12 protein-coding genes and 2 rRNA genes are annotated in these 16894 nt (G+C 70.6%); 1 reads left to right on the plus strand and 13 read right to left on the minus strand.

All coding sequences use genetic code 11. The annotated features are described in order from the left end of the window. Positions 1-12 precede the first annotated feature (12 nt). From C8E97_RS26435 to C8E97_RS36305, 11 genes are all read right to left on the minus strand, one after another. A complete protein-coding gene (locus C8E97_RS26435; RefSeq protein ID WP_170211998.1) occupies positions 13-657 on the minus strand; it encodes an NUDIX domain-containing protein in 645 nt (214 codons plus the stop codon). Then, the gene (locus tag C8E97_RS26440) at positions 654-2345 is read right to left on the minus strand and encodes a CTP synthase (RefSeq protein WP_121008139.1); all 1692 of its coding nucleotides are present in this window, start codon (positions 2343-2345) and stop codon (positions 654-656) included. The genes C8E97_RS26435 and C8E97_RS26440 overlap by 4 nt, the downstream gene beginning before the upstream one ends. A gap of 1035 nt (positions 2346-3380) precedes the next feature. Further along, positions 3381-4319: a copper transporter gene (locus C8E97_RS26445; RefSeq protein WP_121008140.1), complete on the minus strand. Its 939-nt coding sequence runs from the start codon at positions 4317-4319 to the stop codon at positions 3381-3383. Then, complete coding sequence (steA, locus tag C8E97_RS26450; protein WP_121008141.1) at positions 4316-5503, minus strand: putative cytokinetic ring protein SteA; 1188 nt, start codon at positions 5501-5503, stop codon at positions 4316-4318. Before steA ends, C8E97_RS26445 begins: the two co-directional genes overlap by 4 nt. A gap of 231 nt (positions 5504-5734) precedes the next feature. Next, positions 5735-6337: a hypothetical protein gene (locus tag C8E97_RS26455; protein ID WP_121008142.1), complete on the minus strand. Its 603-nt coding sequence runs from the start codon at positions 6335-6337 to the stop codon at positions 5735-5737. After that, the gene (gene recN / locus C8E97_RS26460; protein ID WP_121008143.1) at positions 6334-8112 is read right to left on the minus strand and encodes a DNA repair protein RecN; all 1779 of its coding nucleotides are present in this window, start codon (positions 8110-8112) and stop codon (positions 6334-6336) included. The genes C8E97_RS26455 and recN overlap by 4 nt, the downstream gene beginning before the upstream one ends. A gap of 69 nt (positions 8113-8181) precedes the next feature. Beyond that, positions 8182-9063, minus strand: coding sequence for an NAD kinase (locus tag C8E97_RS26465; protein WP_246019423.1), 882 nt, complete (start codon positions 9061-9063; stop codon positions 8182-8184). Between the two features lie 179 nt (positions 9064-9242). Then, positions 9243-10049 (minus strand): TlyA family RNA methyltransferase, encoded by an 807-nt coding sequence (locus C8E97_RS26470; protein ID WP_121008144.1) that lies wholly within the window; start codon positions 10047-10049, stop codon positions 9243-9245. A 4-nt stretch (positions 10050-10053) separates the two neighbouring features. After that, complete coding sequence (locus C8E97_RS34945) at positions 10054-10227, minus strand: hypothetical protein (RefSeq protein WP_170211999.1); 174 nt, start codon at positions 10225-10227, stop codon at positions 10054-10056. Positions 10228-10231: 4 nt separating this feature from the next. Then, positions 10232-11017, minus strand: coding sequence for an HAD-IIA family hydrolase (locus tag C8E97_RS26475; protein ID WP_121008145.1), 786 nt, complete (start codon positions 11015-11017; stop codon positions 10232-10234). 60 nt (positions 11018-11077) lie between these two features. Then, positions 11078-12121, minus strand: a complete 1044-nt coding sequence (locus C8E97_RS36305; RefSeq protein WP_246019183.1) for a tetratricopeptide repeat protein — start codon at positions 12119-12121, stop codon at positions 11078-11080. Between the two features lie 75 nt (positions 12122-12196). On the opposite strand from C8E97_RS36305, the gene C8E97_RS35615 reads away from it, so the two are divergent. After that, entirely contained in the window at positions 12197-13381 is a 1185-nt protein-coding gene (locus tag C8E97_RS35615; protein WP_211347140.1) for a hypothetical protein, read from the plus strand. Between the two features lie 46 nt (positions 13382-13427). Here the strand turns inward: C8E97_RS35615 and rrf are convergent. After that, positions 13428-13544: ribosomal RNA gene (gene rrf / locus C8E97_RS26485) — 5S ribosomal RNA — on the minus strand. Between the two features lie 118 nt (positions 13545-13662). Beyond that, positions 13663-16743 (minus strand): 23S ribosomal RNA (locus tag C8E97_RS26490). Positions 16744-16894: the final 151 nt, after the last annotated feature.

The following is a 16894-nucleotide window of genomic DNA, read 5'->3' on the forward strand; positions in this document are numbered from 1 at the left end:
ACGCGCCGGCGGTCAGTCCGCCTGCCGGGCCGCCTGCCGGGCCGCGAACCGCGTCGGCCGATCGGTGAACGGCGCGTCGGCCGGCCTGGCCTCGGAACGCCCGGCGAGCACCGCTTGGGCCGCGAGCAACCCGGCCACGGCCGCGCCGTTCACGATCTCACCGGCCAGCGCCATGCGCACCGCCTCGTCCAGCGGGAACCGCCGCGCCTCCAGGTCGGCCTCCTCCTCGCCCAGCTGCTCCCGGTCGACCTCCGACAGGTCACGGGCGAGGAACACGCGCACCACCTCGTCGGTGAAGCCCGGCGACGCGGCGACGTCGACCAGCGTCGACCACTCCCGCGCCGCCAGCCCGACCTCCTCCACCAGCTCGCGCCGGGCGGCCTCCAGCGGCTGCTCGCCCGCCGAGTCCAGCAGGCCGGCGGGCAGCTCCCAGATCCGCTTGCCCAGCGGGTGCCGGTACTGGTGGATCAGCGTCACGGAGCCGTCGGAGTCCACCGCCGCCACCGCGACCGCGCCCAGGTGCTCGACGATCTCGCGCGACGCCGTGCCACCGCCGGGCATGGCGACCTCGTCCACGCGCAGCGCGACGACCCGGCCGACGTGGAGGTCCCGCGTGGCGACGGTCTCGAACTCGTGCCTGGCCCCCTCGCGGCTCACTGGGCGGCCCCGGCGGTCTCGGGCAGGGGCAGCCGGTCGGCGAGCCGGTAGTCCAGCGCGGCCTTCACGAACGCCGCGAACAGCGGGTGCGGCCGGGTCGGGCGGCTCTTCAGCTCCGGGTGCGCCTGCGTGGCGACGAAGAACGGGTGCACGTCGGCGGGCAGCTCGACGAACTCGACCAGCCGACCGTCCGGCGACGTCCCGGAGAACACCAGGCCCGCCTTGGCCAGCACGTCGCGGTAGGCGTTGTTCACCTCGTACCGGTGGCGGTGCCGCTCGGACACCTCCGTCGCGCCGTACGCCGACGCCACCTGCGAGCCGGGCGTGAGCTTGGCGGGGTACGCGCCGAGCCGCATCGTGCCGCCCATGTCGCGCTGGCCGGACACCACGTCCTCCTGGTCGGCCATCGTGCTGATCACCGGCGAGCCGGTCTCCTCGAACTCCGCGGAGTTGGCGTCGGCGATCCCGGCGAGGTTCCGCGCGGCCTCGATCACGAGGCACTGAAGGCCCAGGCACAACCCGAGCAGCGGGATACCCCGCGTGCGGGCGTGCGTGATGGCGCCGATCTTGCCCTCGATGCCGCGCACCCCGAAGCCGCCGGGGATCAGCACGGCGTCCAGGCCCGCCAGCGCGTGCGCCGCGCCGGACGGCGTCTGGCACTCGTCGGAGGGCACCCACACGACCTCGACCTTGGCGTGGTGGGCGAACCCGCCCGCGCGCAGCGCCTCCGTGACGGACAGGTACGCGTCGGGCAGGTCGACGTACTTGCCGACCAGCGCGATGCGGACCTTCTCGGACGGGTTGTGCACGCGGTCCAGCAGGTCGCCCCACACCGTCCAGTCGACGTCGCGGAACGGCAGGCCCAGGCGGCGCACGACGTACGCGTCGAGCCCTTCGCCGTGGAGGACCTTGGGGATGTCGTAGATCGAGCGGGCGTCGACGGCCGCGACGACCGCCTCGGTGTCGACGTCGCACATCAGGGCGATCTTGCGCTTCAACGAGTCCGGGATCTCCCGGTCCGCGCGGCACACGATCGCGTCGGGCTGGATGCCGATGTTGCGCAGCGCGGCGACGGAGTGCTGCGTCGGCTTGGTCTTAAGCTCGCCGGACGGCGCGAGGTACGGGACGAGCGAGACGTGCAGGAAGAACACGTTGTCGCGCCCGACGTCGTGCCGGACCTGGCGGCACGCCTCCAGGAAGGGCAGCGACTCGATGTCACCGACCGTGCCACCCACCTCGGTGATCACGACGTCCGGCACGACACCGTCGGCGTCGGGCTCGGCCATCGCGCGAATCCGCCGCTTGATCTCGTCGGTGATGTGCGGGATGACCTGGACGGTGTCGCCGAGGTACTCGCCGCGCCGCTCCTTGGCGATGACCTCCGAGTACACCTGCCCGGTGGTGACGTTGGCGTCCCCCGACAAATCCCGAGCCAGGAACCGCTCGTAGTGGCCGATGTCGAGGTCGGTCTCCGCGCCGTCGTCGGTGACGAACACCTCGCCGTGCTGGAACGGGTTCATCGTGCCGGGGTCGACGTTGAGGTACGGGTCGAGCTTCTGCATCGTCACCCGCAGACCACGGGAGGTCAGCAGCTGACCGAGGCTGGAGGCGGTGAGTCCCTTGCCCAGGGAGGAGGCGACGCCCCCGGTGACGAAAACGTGCTTGGTCGTACGTGCCTGAAGCACCAAGGAGGCTCCCCGTGGTCTGAAGTTCCGCAGGGCAACCGGCCCTGTCCACGGGCCCTAACGCTAACACGCCACCGGTGACCGAGCGCGCTGGTGGTCCGATGTCGCATCACTCGGATGGCCTAACCTCTCACACTCCTTCTCCCACGACCTCCCACGACCCGCCAACAGGACACCCTCCCAGACCGGATCGCCAGGTCTCCGACTCAACACCTCGACCTTGCCCCGCACCTCGACCGTGGCCCGGCCCCGACGCCCGACGCTCGCCCTCGGTTGTCCCGCCGCGCTTCGATCGCCTCGCCGCACTCCGATCGCCTCGCCGCACTCGACTTCGATCGCCTCACCGCGCTCGATCACCCGCCGGCCGCGCCCGCCGGCCACCACCTCCGCAGTCACCGGCCGCCACCTCGCCGGCCACCCTGTGCCGAACGCCGTGCGCCGGAATCCACCCAGCAATCGGGTCGCGGCGCATTCGATGGCAGCTCTTCCCAGTCAGGGGCAGCTTCTGCCTTGCGTCAGGGGCAGCTTCTGCCTTGCCTCCCAGGCCGTATCATCCGTGCCTCCCAGGCGCGTCGTCCGGCGTTCCCAGGCGGGCCGTCCGGCCGTCCTCGGCGCATCGTCCGGCCCTCCTCGATGAGGCGCTCCCTCGGCGCGTCGTCCGGCCTCATAGGTGCGGTGTTCGGGCGGGATAGATGGGTGTGCGGGCGGGGCAGCGGGGGGCTGAGGGGAATGGTTGTGGTTGGAGTGGGTTGTGTTGTGCCTTCGAGGGTGGCAAGGCGTGGAACGGCCTCCGGGTTGGCCGAGGCGTGGGGCGCCGTAGTCGTGTCCGTTTATTTACGGCAACGAACAGCGGGCTCGGGAAGTGCCGAATCTGAGGGCGATTAGCGATATCGGGTGACTCGGAACAGCGCAGAACGCCATTCACTACGCGCTGCCGAAAACGAAAAATGCCATTCGTCACTCGATCGCGCCGATTGCCCGCACCGATCACGCCGGCCCAGCCCCCGCGGACCACGCCGACCGCGAGACCACCGCCCATCACCCGACCACCCCCGGAGCGGCGGACTCCGCGTTGCCGCCCACCCCGTACCGCCCCGACTTCCCCTCCAACTGCTCCCGCAAAGCCAGCACCACGACCACCCGCCCCGCCGCGGTCCCCGCGTTGTCCACCGTCGACAGGACCGACGTCGCCGCCGTGTCCGCCCGCACCACCCCGACCGCCCCGCTCCCCTCGGCCGACCCGTCACCACCCGCCAGCACCACCCCCGCCCCCGACCGGTCCAGTTGGGTCGCGAAGCGCCCCACCACCGCCGCCCGGTCCCCCGCCGAGTCACCCTCCACCGCGCCCCCGGTCAGCACGACCGCCAGCTGAGCCGCCCGCAACCCCGGCGACACCGTCACGAACCCCGCCGACGCCAGCCCCGTCAGCGCCGCCGCCGCCTCGTCCGGCCCGGACTGCGGCTGACCGGTGTCCTTGTTCACCAGCAGCACCGCGCCCAGCAACCCGCCGGCCCGCGTCCCCGGATCGGCACCCGTCGGCAACTGCGTACCCGCCGGCTGCAAGCGGGCCACCAGGTCCCGCAACTGGTCGGCCTTGCGCGGATCGGTGAAGGAATCCGTCAGCTGCACCTCACCGGTCACCGTCGCGCCCGACGCGCGCAAGAGTTCGGCCAACGCGTCGCGCTCGCCCGGTTCCGCGTCGGCGGTGGTCACCAGCACCACCGTCCGCTCGGCCAACGTCCCCTTCACCGCCAACGGCCCGATCGACTTCGCGAACCGGTCCGCCTCGGCGAGTTTCGCGGTCAACCCGGTCCGCTCCGCCCGCAGATCCGCGACTTCCTCGCCCAACGCCGAATTGTCGTCGGTCAGCCCGGACAACAACCGGCCGCTGATCGCCGTCGAACCGAGCACCACGCCCACGGCCAACGCCAGGAAAACCGCGGTGAGCGAAACGATGTGGTAGCGCATGGAAATCATGAGAAGAACCCCTTGAGCCAGTCGAAGCCGGACCGGAAAACGTCCACCGCCATGTCGACGTACACCTGCCCCACCCCGGACACCGCCAGCGCCGCGCCCATCGCCACCACGGCCGACAGCACCAGCAGGGACACCGCCCCGAACGACACCCGGCTGCGGTGCAGGGCGGCGACCGCCTCGCCGTCGACCAGCTTGCCGCCCAGCTTGAGCCTGGTCAGGAACGTCGACGGGGTGGAGCCCGAGTTGCCCCGGTCGAGGAACTCGCGCAGCCCGGCCCGCAGGCCGACCGTCACGACCAGCGCCGCGCCGTGCGCGTCGAGCAGGAGCAGCGCCAGGTCCTCCGCGTTGCCCGACGCCGGGAACGTCACCGCGCCGATGCCCAGGTCCTGGATGCGCTCCAGGCCGGGCGCGTGGCCGTCGGTCTGCGCGGGCACCACGACCTCCGACGCGGCCCTCAGTGCCTCCGTGCCGATGCCGTCCGGGTCGCCGACGATGATGTCGGGCCGGTACCCGGCGGCGTGCAGGGTGTCCGCGCCCGCCTCGACGCCGACCAGCACCGGCCGGTGCTCGCGGACGTACTTGCGCAGCCCGCGCAGCTCGTCGGCGGCGTGCCGGGGGCCGCCCGCGACGACCAGCACCTGCCGGCCGCGGAGCGGCACGTACACCTCGGGGACGCCGATGCCGTCGAGGAGCAGCGCGCGTTCCCGCCGCAGGAACTCGATGGTGTTCGCGGAGAACGCCTCCAGCTGCGCCGCCATGCCCGCCTTGGCCTCGATCATCGCGTCGGCGACCGACTCGGCGGTCTGCTCGACGCCCCGCGCGACCTCCCGGTCGCCGACGTACACCGCCCCCGCGTGCAGGCGGACCTTCTCGCCGTCCTTCAGCTCGCGCAGGACGCCCGTGCCGACGCCGTCGACCAGCGGGACGCCCGCCGCGACGAGCAGCTCGGGGCCGAGGTTGGGGAACCGCCCGGAGATGGACGGCGACGCGTTGACCACGCCCACCACCTCGGCGCCGACCAGAGCCTCGGCGGTGCGGCGGTCGAGGTCGACGTGGTCGAGCACGGCGACGTCGCCGGGGCCGAGCCGGCGCAGCAGGTCGCCCGTGCGGCGATCGACCCGCGCGACGCCGGTGACGCCCGGCGGTTCGTGGTTCGTGCGGCTGAGCAACCCGGAGAACTTCATGGCCCGATGGTGACCCACCCCGCCGTCGGCGCCGGGCTAACACGCCGTGCGGTCGGGGCAGGTCAGCCGGGGTGCTGATCCACAGTGGACGCACTACACCCGGACGGGGGACGTCGGTCGCCCAGGTGGTCGACCACCGCACACCGGCGGCGGTCGGGCCGGGCCGAGTGGTCCGGCCGAGCAGTCAGAGCCGAGCAGCCGGGCCGAGCAGCCAGGGCCGAGCAGCCGGGGTCACCGAGCCCGGTCGTCGCCCGTCGGCGGCTCGGTCTCCTCCGGCAGCACGGCCACCGCGATGCCGAACGGCGGCGTGTCGTCGTCGCCCTCGCCGACCCGGTGCACCACCGCCCCGGCGGTCCGGGGCGCGGACCGCCGGGAGTGCATGAGCACCGTCGCCACGACCGCCGCCACCACGGACACCACCAGCAGCCACAGTCCCTCGCCGTACCGGTAGTCGATGAAGGACCGCGCCTCGCCGACCGGTCGAGCCGACGCCCAGATCACCATGAACGTCGTCCACACCGCACCGGCCAGCAGACCGGTCGCGCCGACCGCCGTGTACCGGGCCGCCGACCGCTGGTGCTCGGGCAGCACGACCAGCGCCGCCGCGATCACCAGCAGCAGGGCCGCGATCACGATCGGCACGCCGAGCTGCGCGGGCCGGACGGCGGCGGCCACCTCCGCGGGCTCGGCGACGATGGTCCACCCGGTCGTGGTCAGGCCGAACCGGGCGGGCTCGGCCGACGCGCCGATCCAGCTCAGCGGCAGGAACGTCCCGACGACCGCCAGCGCCGCCGCGACCACGGCCAGCAGGACGCCCGCCGTCCGCCTGCTCACCTCTTCTTCTTCCGCCGCACCACCGGGGCGCTCGCCTTGTCCGCCTTGGCCGCCGCCAGCAGCTCCTCGGCGTGCGCGCGGCCGGTGTCCGTGGAGTCCATGCCCGCCAGCATGCGCGCCAGCTCGACGACCCGCTGCGCCTCGTCCAGCACCCGGACGCCGCTGCGGGTCAGCACGCCGTCGGCGGTCTTGTCCACCACCAGGTGCCGGTCGGCGAACGCGGCGACCTGCGGCAGGTGCGTGACCACGATGACCTGGTGGCTGCGCGCGAGCCGGGCCAGCCGCCTGCCGACCTCCACCGCCGCGCGCCCGCCGACACCCGCGTCGACCTCGTCGAACACCAGCGTGGGCACCGGGTCGGAGTGCGACAGCACGACTTCGAGCGCCAGCATCACGCGGGACAGCTCGCCGCCGGACGCGCCCTTGTGCACGGGCAGCGCGGGCGCGCCGGGGTGCGCGATCAGCCGCAGCTCCACGTCGTCGACGCCGGACTCGCCCGCGTGCAGCAGCCGCCCGCCCACCGACAGCGCCTGCGGGTCGCTCGCGTCGGCGGTCCGCGGCCGCACCGCGACCTCCACGGTGGCGTGCGGCATGGCGAGCCCGGTCAGCTCCTCGGACACCGCCCTGCCCAGCTCCTCGGCCGCGGCGACGCGCTCGGCGGTGACCTGCTCGGCGTACCCGGCCAGCTCGACGGCCAGCGCGTCGCGGCGGGCGGCCAGCGCGGCCAGCGCCTCGTCCGACGTGTCCAGCCCGGCCAGCCGGGCCGCCGCGTCGGTCGCCCAGGCGATCACGCCGTCCACGTCGGCGGCGTACTTGCGGGTCAGCGACTTCAGCTCGGCCTGGCGGGCGAGCACCTGCTCCAGCCGCGCCGGGTCCGCGTCCAGGTGCTCCAGGTAGGACGCGATCTCCGCGCCCACGTCGGCCAGCAGCGTCTCCGCCTCGACCAGCCGGGGCTCCAGGTCGCGCAGCTTCGGGTCCTCGGAGCCGCCCAGCCGGCGGCGGGCCTCGCCGATCAGCCCCAGCGCGCCGGGGCTGTCCGGGTCGCCGTCGGGCGAGCCGCTGACCGCGTACTGCGCGCCGGTCGCCGTCTCCCGCAACTGGTCGGCGTCGGCCAGCCGGCGGGCCTCGTCGTGCAGCTCGACGTCCTCGCCGGACCTGGGCTCGACGGCGTTGATCTCGGCCAGGCCGTGCCGCAGCAGGTCCGCCTCGCGCGCCAGCTCACGGGCGCGCTCGGTGCGCTCGGTCAGCTCGTTCGCGACGCGCAGCCACTCGTCGCGGATCTTCCGGTACTTGCGCAGCGGCGCGGCCACGTCGTCGCCCGCGAACCGGTCCAGCACCGCGCGCTGCTCGGTCGGCCGCAGCAGCCGGAGCTGGTCGTTCTGCCCGTGCACGGCCAGCAGCTGCTCGGCCAGCTCGGACAGCACGCCCACCGGCACCGACCGGCCGCCCAGGTGGGCGCGGGACCGGCCGTCGGAGCCGACGGTGCGGATCGCGATGACGCTGCCGTCCTCGTCGGCCTCGCCGCCGACCTCCTCGGCGACCTTCGCGGCGGGACTGCCCGCCGGCGCCTGGAACCGCCCTTCGACCACGGCCCGGTCCGCGCCGTTGCGCACGCGGGACGCCTCGGCCCGACCCCCACCGAGCAGGTGGAGGCCCGTGACGACCATCGTCTTGCCGGCGCCGGTCTCCCCCGTCACGACGGTGAAGCCCTCGGCGAGTTCAAGGGTGGCCTCGTCGATCACACCGAGGCCCTGGATGCGCATCTCGGCCAGCACAGCGGGAACACTACTGGGCGATGGCGGCGACGGGTGTGCTCGGGGGCGGGTGTCGGGCGAACAGGTGTTCTAACCGACCCACGGGCCGCGCCACCCCTGGACCGGCAGCGAGAACTTCTCCACCAGCCGATCCGTGAACGGACCCTCCCGCAACCGCACCAGCCGCAGCGGCGTCGAACCGCCCACGACCTCGACCCGCGCGCCCGGCGGCAGCTCCACGGTGCGCCTGCCGTCCGCGCACAGCACCGCGGGGTGCCCACCCGGATCGACCTCCAGCGCGACCACGGACGCGGGCGACACCACCAGCGGGCGCGCGAACAGCGCGTGCGCGTTCGACGGCACCACCAGCAGCGCCTGCACGTCCGGCCACACCACCGGGCCGCCGGCGGAGAACGCGTACGCCGTGGACCCGGTCGGCGTCGCCACCAGCACGCCGTCGCAGCCGAACGCCGACACCGGGCGGCCGTCGACCTCCACCACCACGTCCAGGATGCGTTCCCGCGAGCTCTTCTCGACGCTGGCCTCGTTGAGCGCCCACGTGCTCTCCAGCACCCGGCCGTCGACCGACGCGGTGATGTCGACCGTCATCCGCTCCTCGACCTCGTAGGACCGGTCGATGACGTGGTTGATGGCCTCGGCCAGCTTGTCCGAGTCGGCCTCGGCGAGGAACCCGACGCGGCCCAGGTTCACGCCCAGCACCGGGACGCCCGCCGCGCGGGCCAGCTCCGCCGCGCGCAGCAGCGTCCCGTCGCCGCCGAGCACGAACACCAGCTCGGTGCCCTCCGCTGCGGTGTCGTCGGCGGTCACCACCTGCGCGTAGCAGGTCGGGTCCAGGTCGGGCGCCTCGTCCTTGAGCACCCGCAGCCGCACGCCCGCCGCCGCGAACCGCTGCGCCACACCCTGGGCGACCGACACGTTGCTCCTGCGCCCGGTGTGCACGACGAGCAGGATCTCCCTGGTCGGACCGTCGCCCGCCGCGGCACCGGCCGTCACCGCGGCCTCGACCCCCGCGACCTCGGCCACCGAGCCGCCGGCCAGGTCGTCCCCGACCGCCGCGACCTCGGCCACCGCGTCCCCGACCACGGCGTCCTCGGTCGGGTCGTTCCCGGTCACCGCGTCCCCGCCCCTGGTCACCGGGGGCCTTCCGCCACCGCGGTCCGCACGAGCGCGGCGGCGGCGTCCGCCTCCAGCGGCTCGCCCCGGCGCAGCCACGCGAAGAACTCGACGTTGCCCGACGGCCCCGGCAGCGGGCTCGCGGTGACGCCGTGCAGCCGCAGGCCGAGGTCACCGGCGGCGGACACGACCTCCAGCACGGCCTCCGCGCGCAGCCCCGGGTCGCGGACGACCCCGCCCGACCCCAGGCGCTCCTTGCCGACCTCGAATTGGGGTTTCACCATCGGCAGCAGATCACCCTCCTCGTCGAGACAAGCGACCAGCGCGGGCAGCACCAGCCTCAACGAGATGAACGACAGATCGGCCACCACGAGTTCAACCCGGCCGCCGATCACTTCGGGGGTCAGGGAACGCACGTTGGTCTTGTCCTTGACCACGACCCGGTCGTCGGTGCGCAGCCGCCAGTCCAGCAGGCCACGCCCGACGTCGGCCGCGACCACCTCGCGCGCGCCCGCGCGCAGCAGGACGTCGGTGAAACCGCCGGTGGACGCGCCCGCGTCCAGGCAGCGCCTGCCGCCGACCACGAGTTCCGGGAACGCCGCCAGCGCGCCGACCAGCTTGTGCGCGCCGCGCGAGGCCCAGTTCGGGTCGTCGGTGTCGCGCACCACCAGCGCGGTGTCCAGCTCGACGGCGGTCGCGGGTTTCGTGGCGACCGTGCCGCGGACCGTCACCCGGCCCTCGGCGACGAGTTGGCTCGCGTGCTCCCGTGACCGGGCCAGGCCGCGACGGACCAGTTCGGCATCGAGCCGAGCCCTGCGTGGCACCGCGTCACACCTTGTCGATCGTCGTCAGCGCGGCGGTCAACGCCGTGTGCGCCTCGTCGAACCGGGCCACGTGCTCGGCGACGTCGAGCTGCGCCAGCCCGTCGAGCCCGGCGAGCGCGTCGTCGATCCCGGCCACCGGATCACGCGGCGGGCCGGGGAGGGGAACCTCGAAGCTCACGGCTTCACGGTAGCCGATCGAGCACCGACAGGTCCGCCGCCACGTACGTGGGCCGGTGGTCCTCCGGGAGGTCCGCGACCTCGGCCTCCGTGGACACACCGGTGAGCACCAGCAGCGAGTCCATGCCCGCGTGCACCGCGCCCAGGATGTCGGTGTCCAGCCGGTCGCCGACGACCAGCGGGCGCTGCGCGCCCAGCGACTTCGCGGCCTGCTCCAGCAGCGGCGCGGCGGGCTTGCCCGCCACCGCCGGCTCCGCGCCGGTGGCCGTCCGCAGCGCCGCGACCAGCGAGCCGTTGCCCGGCAGCAGGCCGCGTTCGGTGGGCAGCGTCGCGTCGACGTTGCACGCCACCCACCGCGCGCCCGCGCGGATCGCGACGGCGGCCTCGGCCAGCTCGCGCCAGCCGAGGTCCTGCGACAAGCCCTGCACGACGGCTTCCGCGCCCTCGGCCGAGCGCGTGGGCGTGAACCCGCGCGCGGCGACCTCGTCGACCAGGGCGTCGGTGCCGAGCACCAGCACCCGCGCCCCTTCGGGCACGAGGTCGAGCAGCATCGCCGCGGCGGCCTGGGCGCTCGTGCTCACCTCGTCCAGCGCGGCGTGGAAACCGAGCGCCACGAGGTGGTCCGCGACGTCGCGCGGCGACCGCGTCGCGTTGTTCGTGACGAACCGGATGCCGGTGCCGCGCCGACGGGCGGAGGCGACGGCCTCCACCGCTCCCGGCACGGCCTCCCGGCCCCGGTACACCGTGCCGTCGAGGTCCAGCAGCAGCGCGTCGTAGCGGTCGAGCAGCACAACCCCTCGTTTCAGTGCTCGGTGCGCCGGGCCGCCGACGGGCGGCGACCCGGCGCCGGGTCACTCCTGCGGGCTCAGGTCGAACGCCCGCTCGGCGGCGTCGGTCTCGTTGTCGTCATCGGCCTGGGCGGCGTTGAGGAACCACTGCACGGCCTCCTCGGTGCGCCCGGCGGCGGCGAGGTTGTCGGCGTAGGCGTAGAACAGCCGGGCGCTCCACGGGTCACGCCGCTTGGCGTCGAGGTCCGCGCCCTGCAACGCGACGACCGCCGCGTCGAGCTGCCCCATGTCCCGCCGCGCGCCGGCCGCGACGATGCGCAGCTCGACCGCCTCCTCGGGCGCCAGGTGGAGCGACTGCGCCTCGCGGGCGAGTTCGATGGCCCGCTCCGGCCGGCCCAGGGCGCGTTCGCAGTCCGCCATGACGGCGACGTGCCCGGCACCGTGCGTCATCCGCCGGGCCGCGCGCAGCTCGGACAGCGCCTCGGCCCACTCACCGGCGTGGTAGGCGGTGAGACCGGCGGCCTCGCGCACCACACCGACCCGCGCGGCCTTGGTGCGGGCGTAGCGGGCGTGCTCCAGGGCCAGTTCCGGCTCGCCGTCGATGAGGATGCCCGCCGCCGCCAGGTGCCGGCCGACGATCTCGGCCAACCCCTTCGGCAGGCCGCGCAGCTCCTGCTTGACCTCCGGGTCGAGGATCGAGATGTCCGCGTCCTCGGGCAGTTCGGGCGCGCGGGCGCGGGTGGACTCGCCGTTGTCGTCGCGCCGGTCGTCACGCCGGTCGCCGCGCCGGTCGCCGGCGTCACGGTCCGCGCGCACGCCTTCGACGTCCCCGCCCGAGCCCTCGGCGGCCTCGTCCGCCTCGGCGGCCTCCGCGCGGGTCTCGTCATCGTCGGATTCGACACCCGATGCGTCGGCGTCACCGTCGTCGGCGGAGCCCGCACCGGCCGGCTCGACCTCCTCCGACTCGTCCAGGTCCGCGGGGACCCGTTCCGCGACGGCGTCGACCGGCTCGACACGACCGATTCCGGCGTCGTAGTCCCGTGACGTCACCGACCCGGCGGTGTCGACCGCCTCGACCGCCGACTCCTCGACACCGTCGGCCGACACCTGGCCGCCCTGGACGGCCCGCTCCTGGAACCGCGCGGCACGCTCACGGCTGCGCTCGTCACGCCGATCGGTGGTGTGGTTGTCACGCGGCTTGTACTCGCGCGAACGCTCGCCCCGCCCCCGGTCGTCACGCCCCCGGTCGTCACGCCGCTGGTAGCCACCGCGATCGTCGCGGGGCTTGTACTCGCGCCGCTCGCCCCCACCGGAACCACGCGACTGGTATCCGCCACGGTCGTCACGCGGCTTGTACTCACGCCGCTCACCGCCACGGTCGTCACGGGGCTTGTACTCGCGCCGCTCACCACCGCGACCCTCACGAGGCTGGAAACCACCCCGGTCGTCACGGGGCTTGAACTCACGACGCGGCCCGCCGCGCGAATCACGCGACTGGAACCCACCGCGATCGTCACGAGGACGGAAATCGCGACGATCCCCACCCCGGTCGTCACGGGGCTTGAACTCGCGCCGCTCACCGCCACGGTCGTCGCGCGGCCGGAAGTCACGCCGGTCGCCACCCCGGTCGTCACGGGGCCGGAAGTCACGCCGGTCACTGCCGCGATCGTCACGCGGGCGGAACTCACGCCGCTCACCACCGCGACCCTCACGAGGCTGGAAACCACCGCGATCGTCACGGGGCTTGTACTCGCGCCGCTCGCCACCGCGATCGTCGCGCGGCCGGAAGTCACGACGATCACCACCGCGATCGTCACGCGGGCGGAACTCACGCCGCTCACCGCTGCGTTCCCGCGGCTGGTAGCCGCCACGGTCGTCACGGGGACGGAACTCGCGGCGGTCGCCACCGCGGTCGTTGCCACGCGAGCCGCTGCCACGGTCGTCGCGCTGGAAACCGGGCCGGTCGTCCCGACGCGGGTAGCCGCCTCGGTCGTCGCGCGGCTTGTCGTAGCGGGGCTTGTCGTAGCGGGGACGGTCCGATCGGTCGTCCTTGCGGAAGCCGCCCCGGTCGTCCCGACCGCGATCGTCACGGGCCCGCTCGTCACGGCCGCGGTCATTCCGGCCGCGGTCGAACCCCGACGAACGGTCGTCCCGGCGCGGGTAACCACCGCGATCGTCGCGACGCGGGTAACCACCCCGGTCGTCCCGGCCGGTTCCGCTCTGCCTGCGGCCTCCATCGGCGCGACCACCGTCGGATCGGCGCGGTCGGTCTCCCTGGCCACGCTGACGGTCGCCCGGCCGGTCTCCGAACCTCGACACCTTGGTACTCCTCCTACTGTGGACACGCCGAAAGGGCTTGTGATTTGAGCACATCTCGATGTGCCCCCACCACAAGCCCTTTCAGGGAAAGAATGTTCGGCGGCGTCCTACTCTCCCACACCCTCACGAGTGCAGTACCATCGGCGCTGGAAGGCTTAACTACCGGGTTCGGAATGGGACCGGGTGTTCCCCCTCCGCCATGACCACCGAAACACTATGAAATTACCAACCCGTCGGCACCCCCAACAGCCCCAAGCTCTCGCCTGGAACCACCAAGGGGTGGTCCGGTTCGGTTCTTTCAGAACCGCACAGTGGATGCGTAGCACCTTCATGACAAGTCCTCGGCCTATTAGTACCGGTCAACTCCAGCCGTTACCGACCTTCCATCTCCGGCCTATCAACCCAATAGTCTCTTGGGGGCCTTACCCCACAAAGGGTGGGATACCTCATCTAGGAACGAGCTTCCCGCTTAGATGCTTTCAGCGGTTATCCCTTCCGAACGTAGCCAACCAGCAATGCCCTTGGCAGGACAACTGGCACACCAGAGGTCCGTCCGTCCCGGTCCTCTCGTACTAGGGACAGCCTTCCGCAAGTATCCTACGCGCGCGGCGGATAGGGACCGAACTGTCTCACGACGTTCTAAACCCAGCTCGCGTACCGCTTTAATGGGCGAACAGCCCAACCCTTGGGACCTACTCCAGCCCCAGGATGCGACGAGCCGACATCGAGGTGCCAAACCATGCCGTCGATATGGACTCTTGGGCAAGATCAGCCTGTTATCCCCGGGGTACCTTTTATCCGTTGAGCGACCACGCTTCCACAAGCCATGGCCGGATCACTAGTTCCGACTTTCGTCCCTGCTCGACCCGTCGGTCTCACAGTCAAGCCCCCTTGTGCACTTGCACTCGACACCTGATTGCCAACCAGGCTGAGGGAACCTTTGAGCGCCTCCGTTACCCTTTGGGAGGCAACCGCCCCAGTTAAACTACCCACCAGGCACTGTCCCTGATCCGGATCACGGACCGAGGTTAGACATCCAGTACGACCAGAGTGGTATTTCAACGACGACTCCACAACCACTGGCGTGGCCGCTTCACAGTCTCCCACCTATCCTACACAAGCCGAACCGAACACCAATACCAAGCTATAGTAAAGGTCCCGGGGTCTTTCCGTCCTGCCGCGCGTAACGAGCATCTTTACTCGTAATGCAATTTCGCCGGGCCTGTGGTTGAGACAGTCGAGAAGTCGTTACGCCATTCGTGCAGGTCGGAACTTACCCGACAAGGAATTTCGCTACCTTAGGATGGTTATAGTTACCACCGCCGTTTACTGGCGCTTAAGTTCTCAGCTTCGCCCCGAAGAGCTAACCGGTCCCCTTAACGTTCCAGCACCGGGCAGGCGTCAGTCCGTATACATCGTCTTGCGACTTCGCACGGACCTGTGTTTTTAGTAAACAGTCGCTTCTCGCTGGTCTCTGCGGCCGAAAAATCCTAGCCCGCAAGGGGCTTCAAATCCCTCGGCCCCCCTTCTCCCGAAGTTACGGGGGCATTTTGCCGAGTTCCTTAACCACAGTTCGCCCGATCGCCTCGGTATTCTCTACCTGACCACCTGTGTCGGTTTGGGGTACGGGCCGCATGAACACTCACTAGAGGCTTTTCTCGACAGCATGGGATCACCCTACTTCGCCTCAATCGGCTATGCATCACGTCTCAGCCTCAACGCCTGGCGGATTTGCCTACCAGACAGCCTACACGCTTACACCAGTACTACCACTCACTGGCGGAGCTACCCTCCTGCGTCACCCCATCGCTTGACTACTACAAGTTCAGGTCCCGCGCTCCACACCACACCATCACCCGAAGGATCAGGTGCGGGCTTCGGGCGGTTAGTATCACAAGGTTCGCCATGGGCGCGTTCACACGGGTACGGGAATATCAACCCGTTGTCCATCGACTACGCCTGTCGGCCTCGCCTTAGGTCCCGACTTACCCTGGGCGGATTAGCCTGGCCCAGGAACCCTTGGTCATCCGGCGGCAGAGTTTCCCACTCTGCTTTCGCTACTCATGCCTGCATTCTCACTCGTCCAGCCTCCACACCTGGATCACTCCGGCGCTTCCACGGCTGAACGACGCTCCCCTACCCATCCCGGCAGAACCGGAATGACACGGCTTCGGCGGTGTGCTTAAGCCCCGCTACATTGTCGGCGCAGGACCACTTGACCAGTGAGCTATTACGCACTCTTTAAAGGATGGCTGCTTCTAAGCCAACCTCCTGGTTGTCTGGGCGACCCCACATCCTTTCCCACTTAGCACACACTTAGGGGCCTTAGCCGGCGTTCTGGGCTGTTTCCCTCTCGACTACGAAGCTTATCCCCCGCAGTCTCACTGCCGCGCTCTCACGTACCGGCATTCGGAGTTTGGTTGATTTCGGTAAGCTTGTGGGCCCCCTAGACCATCCAGTGCTCTACCTCCGGCACGAAACACACGACGCTGCACCTAAATGCATTTCGGGGAGAACCAGCTATCACGGAGTTTGATTGGCCTTTCACCCCTAACCACAGCTCATCCCCCAGGTTTTCAACCCTGGTGGGTTCGGGCCTCCACGCAGTCTTACCCACGCTTCACCCTGGCCATGGCTAGATCACCCCGCTTCGGGTCTAGACCACGCGACTCCACCGCCCTCTTCGGACTCGCTTTCGCTACGGCTACCCCACACGGGTTAACCTCGCCACGCAGCACTAACTCGCAGGCTCATTCTTCAAAAGGCACGCCGTCACCCCGAAAGGCTCCGACGGATTGTAGGCACACGGTTTCAGGTACTATTTCACTCCCCTCCCGGGGTACTTTTCACCTTTCCCTCACGGTACTCGTCCGCTATCGGTCACCAGGGAGTATTCAGGCTTAGCGGGTGGTCCCGCCAGATTCACAGCAAATTCCACGAGCTCGCTGCTACTTGGGAACACTACAAAGAGACGCCGGGTTTTCACGTACGGGACTCTCACCCTCTACGGCCGCGCTTTCCAGACACGTTCCGCTAACCACAACGTTTTCTGACTCTTTGCCAGTCCGGCAGAACTGACCAGTAGGTCCCACGACCCCGCACACGCAACCCCTGCCGGGTATCACACGAATACGGTTTAGCCTCTTCCGCTTTCGCTCGCCACTACTCACGGAATCACGGTTGTTTTCTCTTCCTGCGGGTACTGAGATGTTTCACTTCCCCGCGTTCCCTCCACACACCCTATGTGTTCAGGCGTGGGTGACCCCACATGACTGGGGCCGGGTTTCCCCATTCGGAAATCCTTGGATCTCAGCTCGGTTGACAACTCCCCAAGGCTTATCGCAGTCTCCTACGTCCTTCATCGGCTCCTGGTGCCAAGGCATCCACCGTATGCCCTTAATAACTTGCCACAAAGATGCTCGCATCCACTGTGCAGTTCTCAAAGAACAACCAGACACTCCCCACCACGCACAACGCCTACCCGGCAACCCAGGCGGTTCGAAGGCTAAGGAAGCCCTGCCGTCTCCTCGCTGAAAGAAACACAACACGCGTGTTCCCTCA

Source organism: Saccharothrix australiensis (assembly GCF_003634935.1).
Lineage (GTDB): Bacteria > Actinomycetota > Actinomycetes > Mycobacteriales > Pseudonocardiaceae > Actinosynnema > Actinosynnema australiense.

Coding starts and splice junctions, on each gene's coding strand:
- C8E97_RS26445 (WP_121008140.1), bottom strand. CDS start 4,319: ATGATTTCCATGCGCTACCACATCGTTTCGCTCACCGCGGTTTTCCTG.
- steA (WP_121008141.1), bottom strand. CDS start 5,503: ATGAAGTTCTCCGGGTTGCTCAGCCGCACGAACCACGAACCGCCGGGC.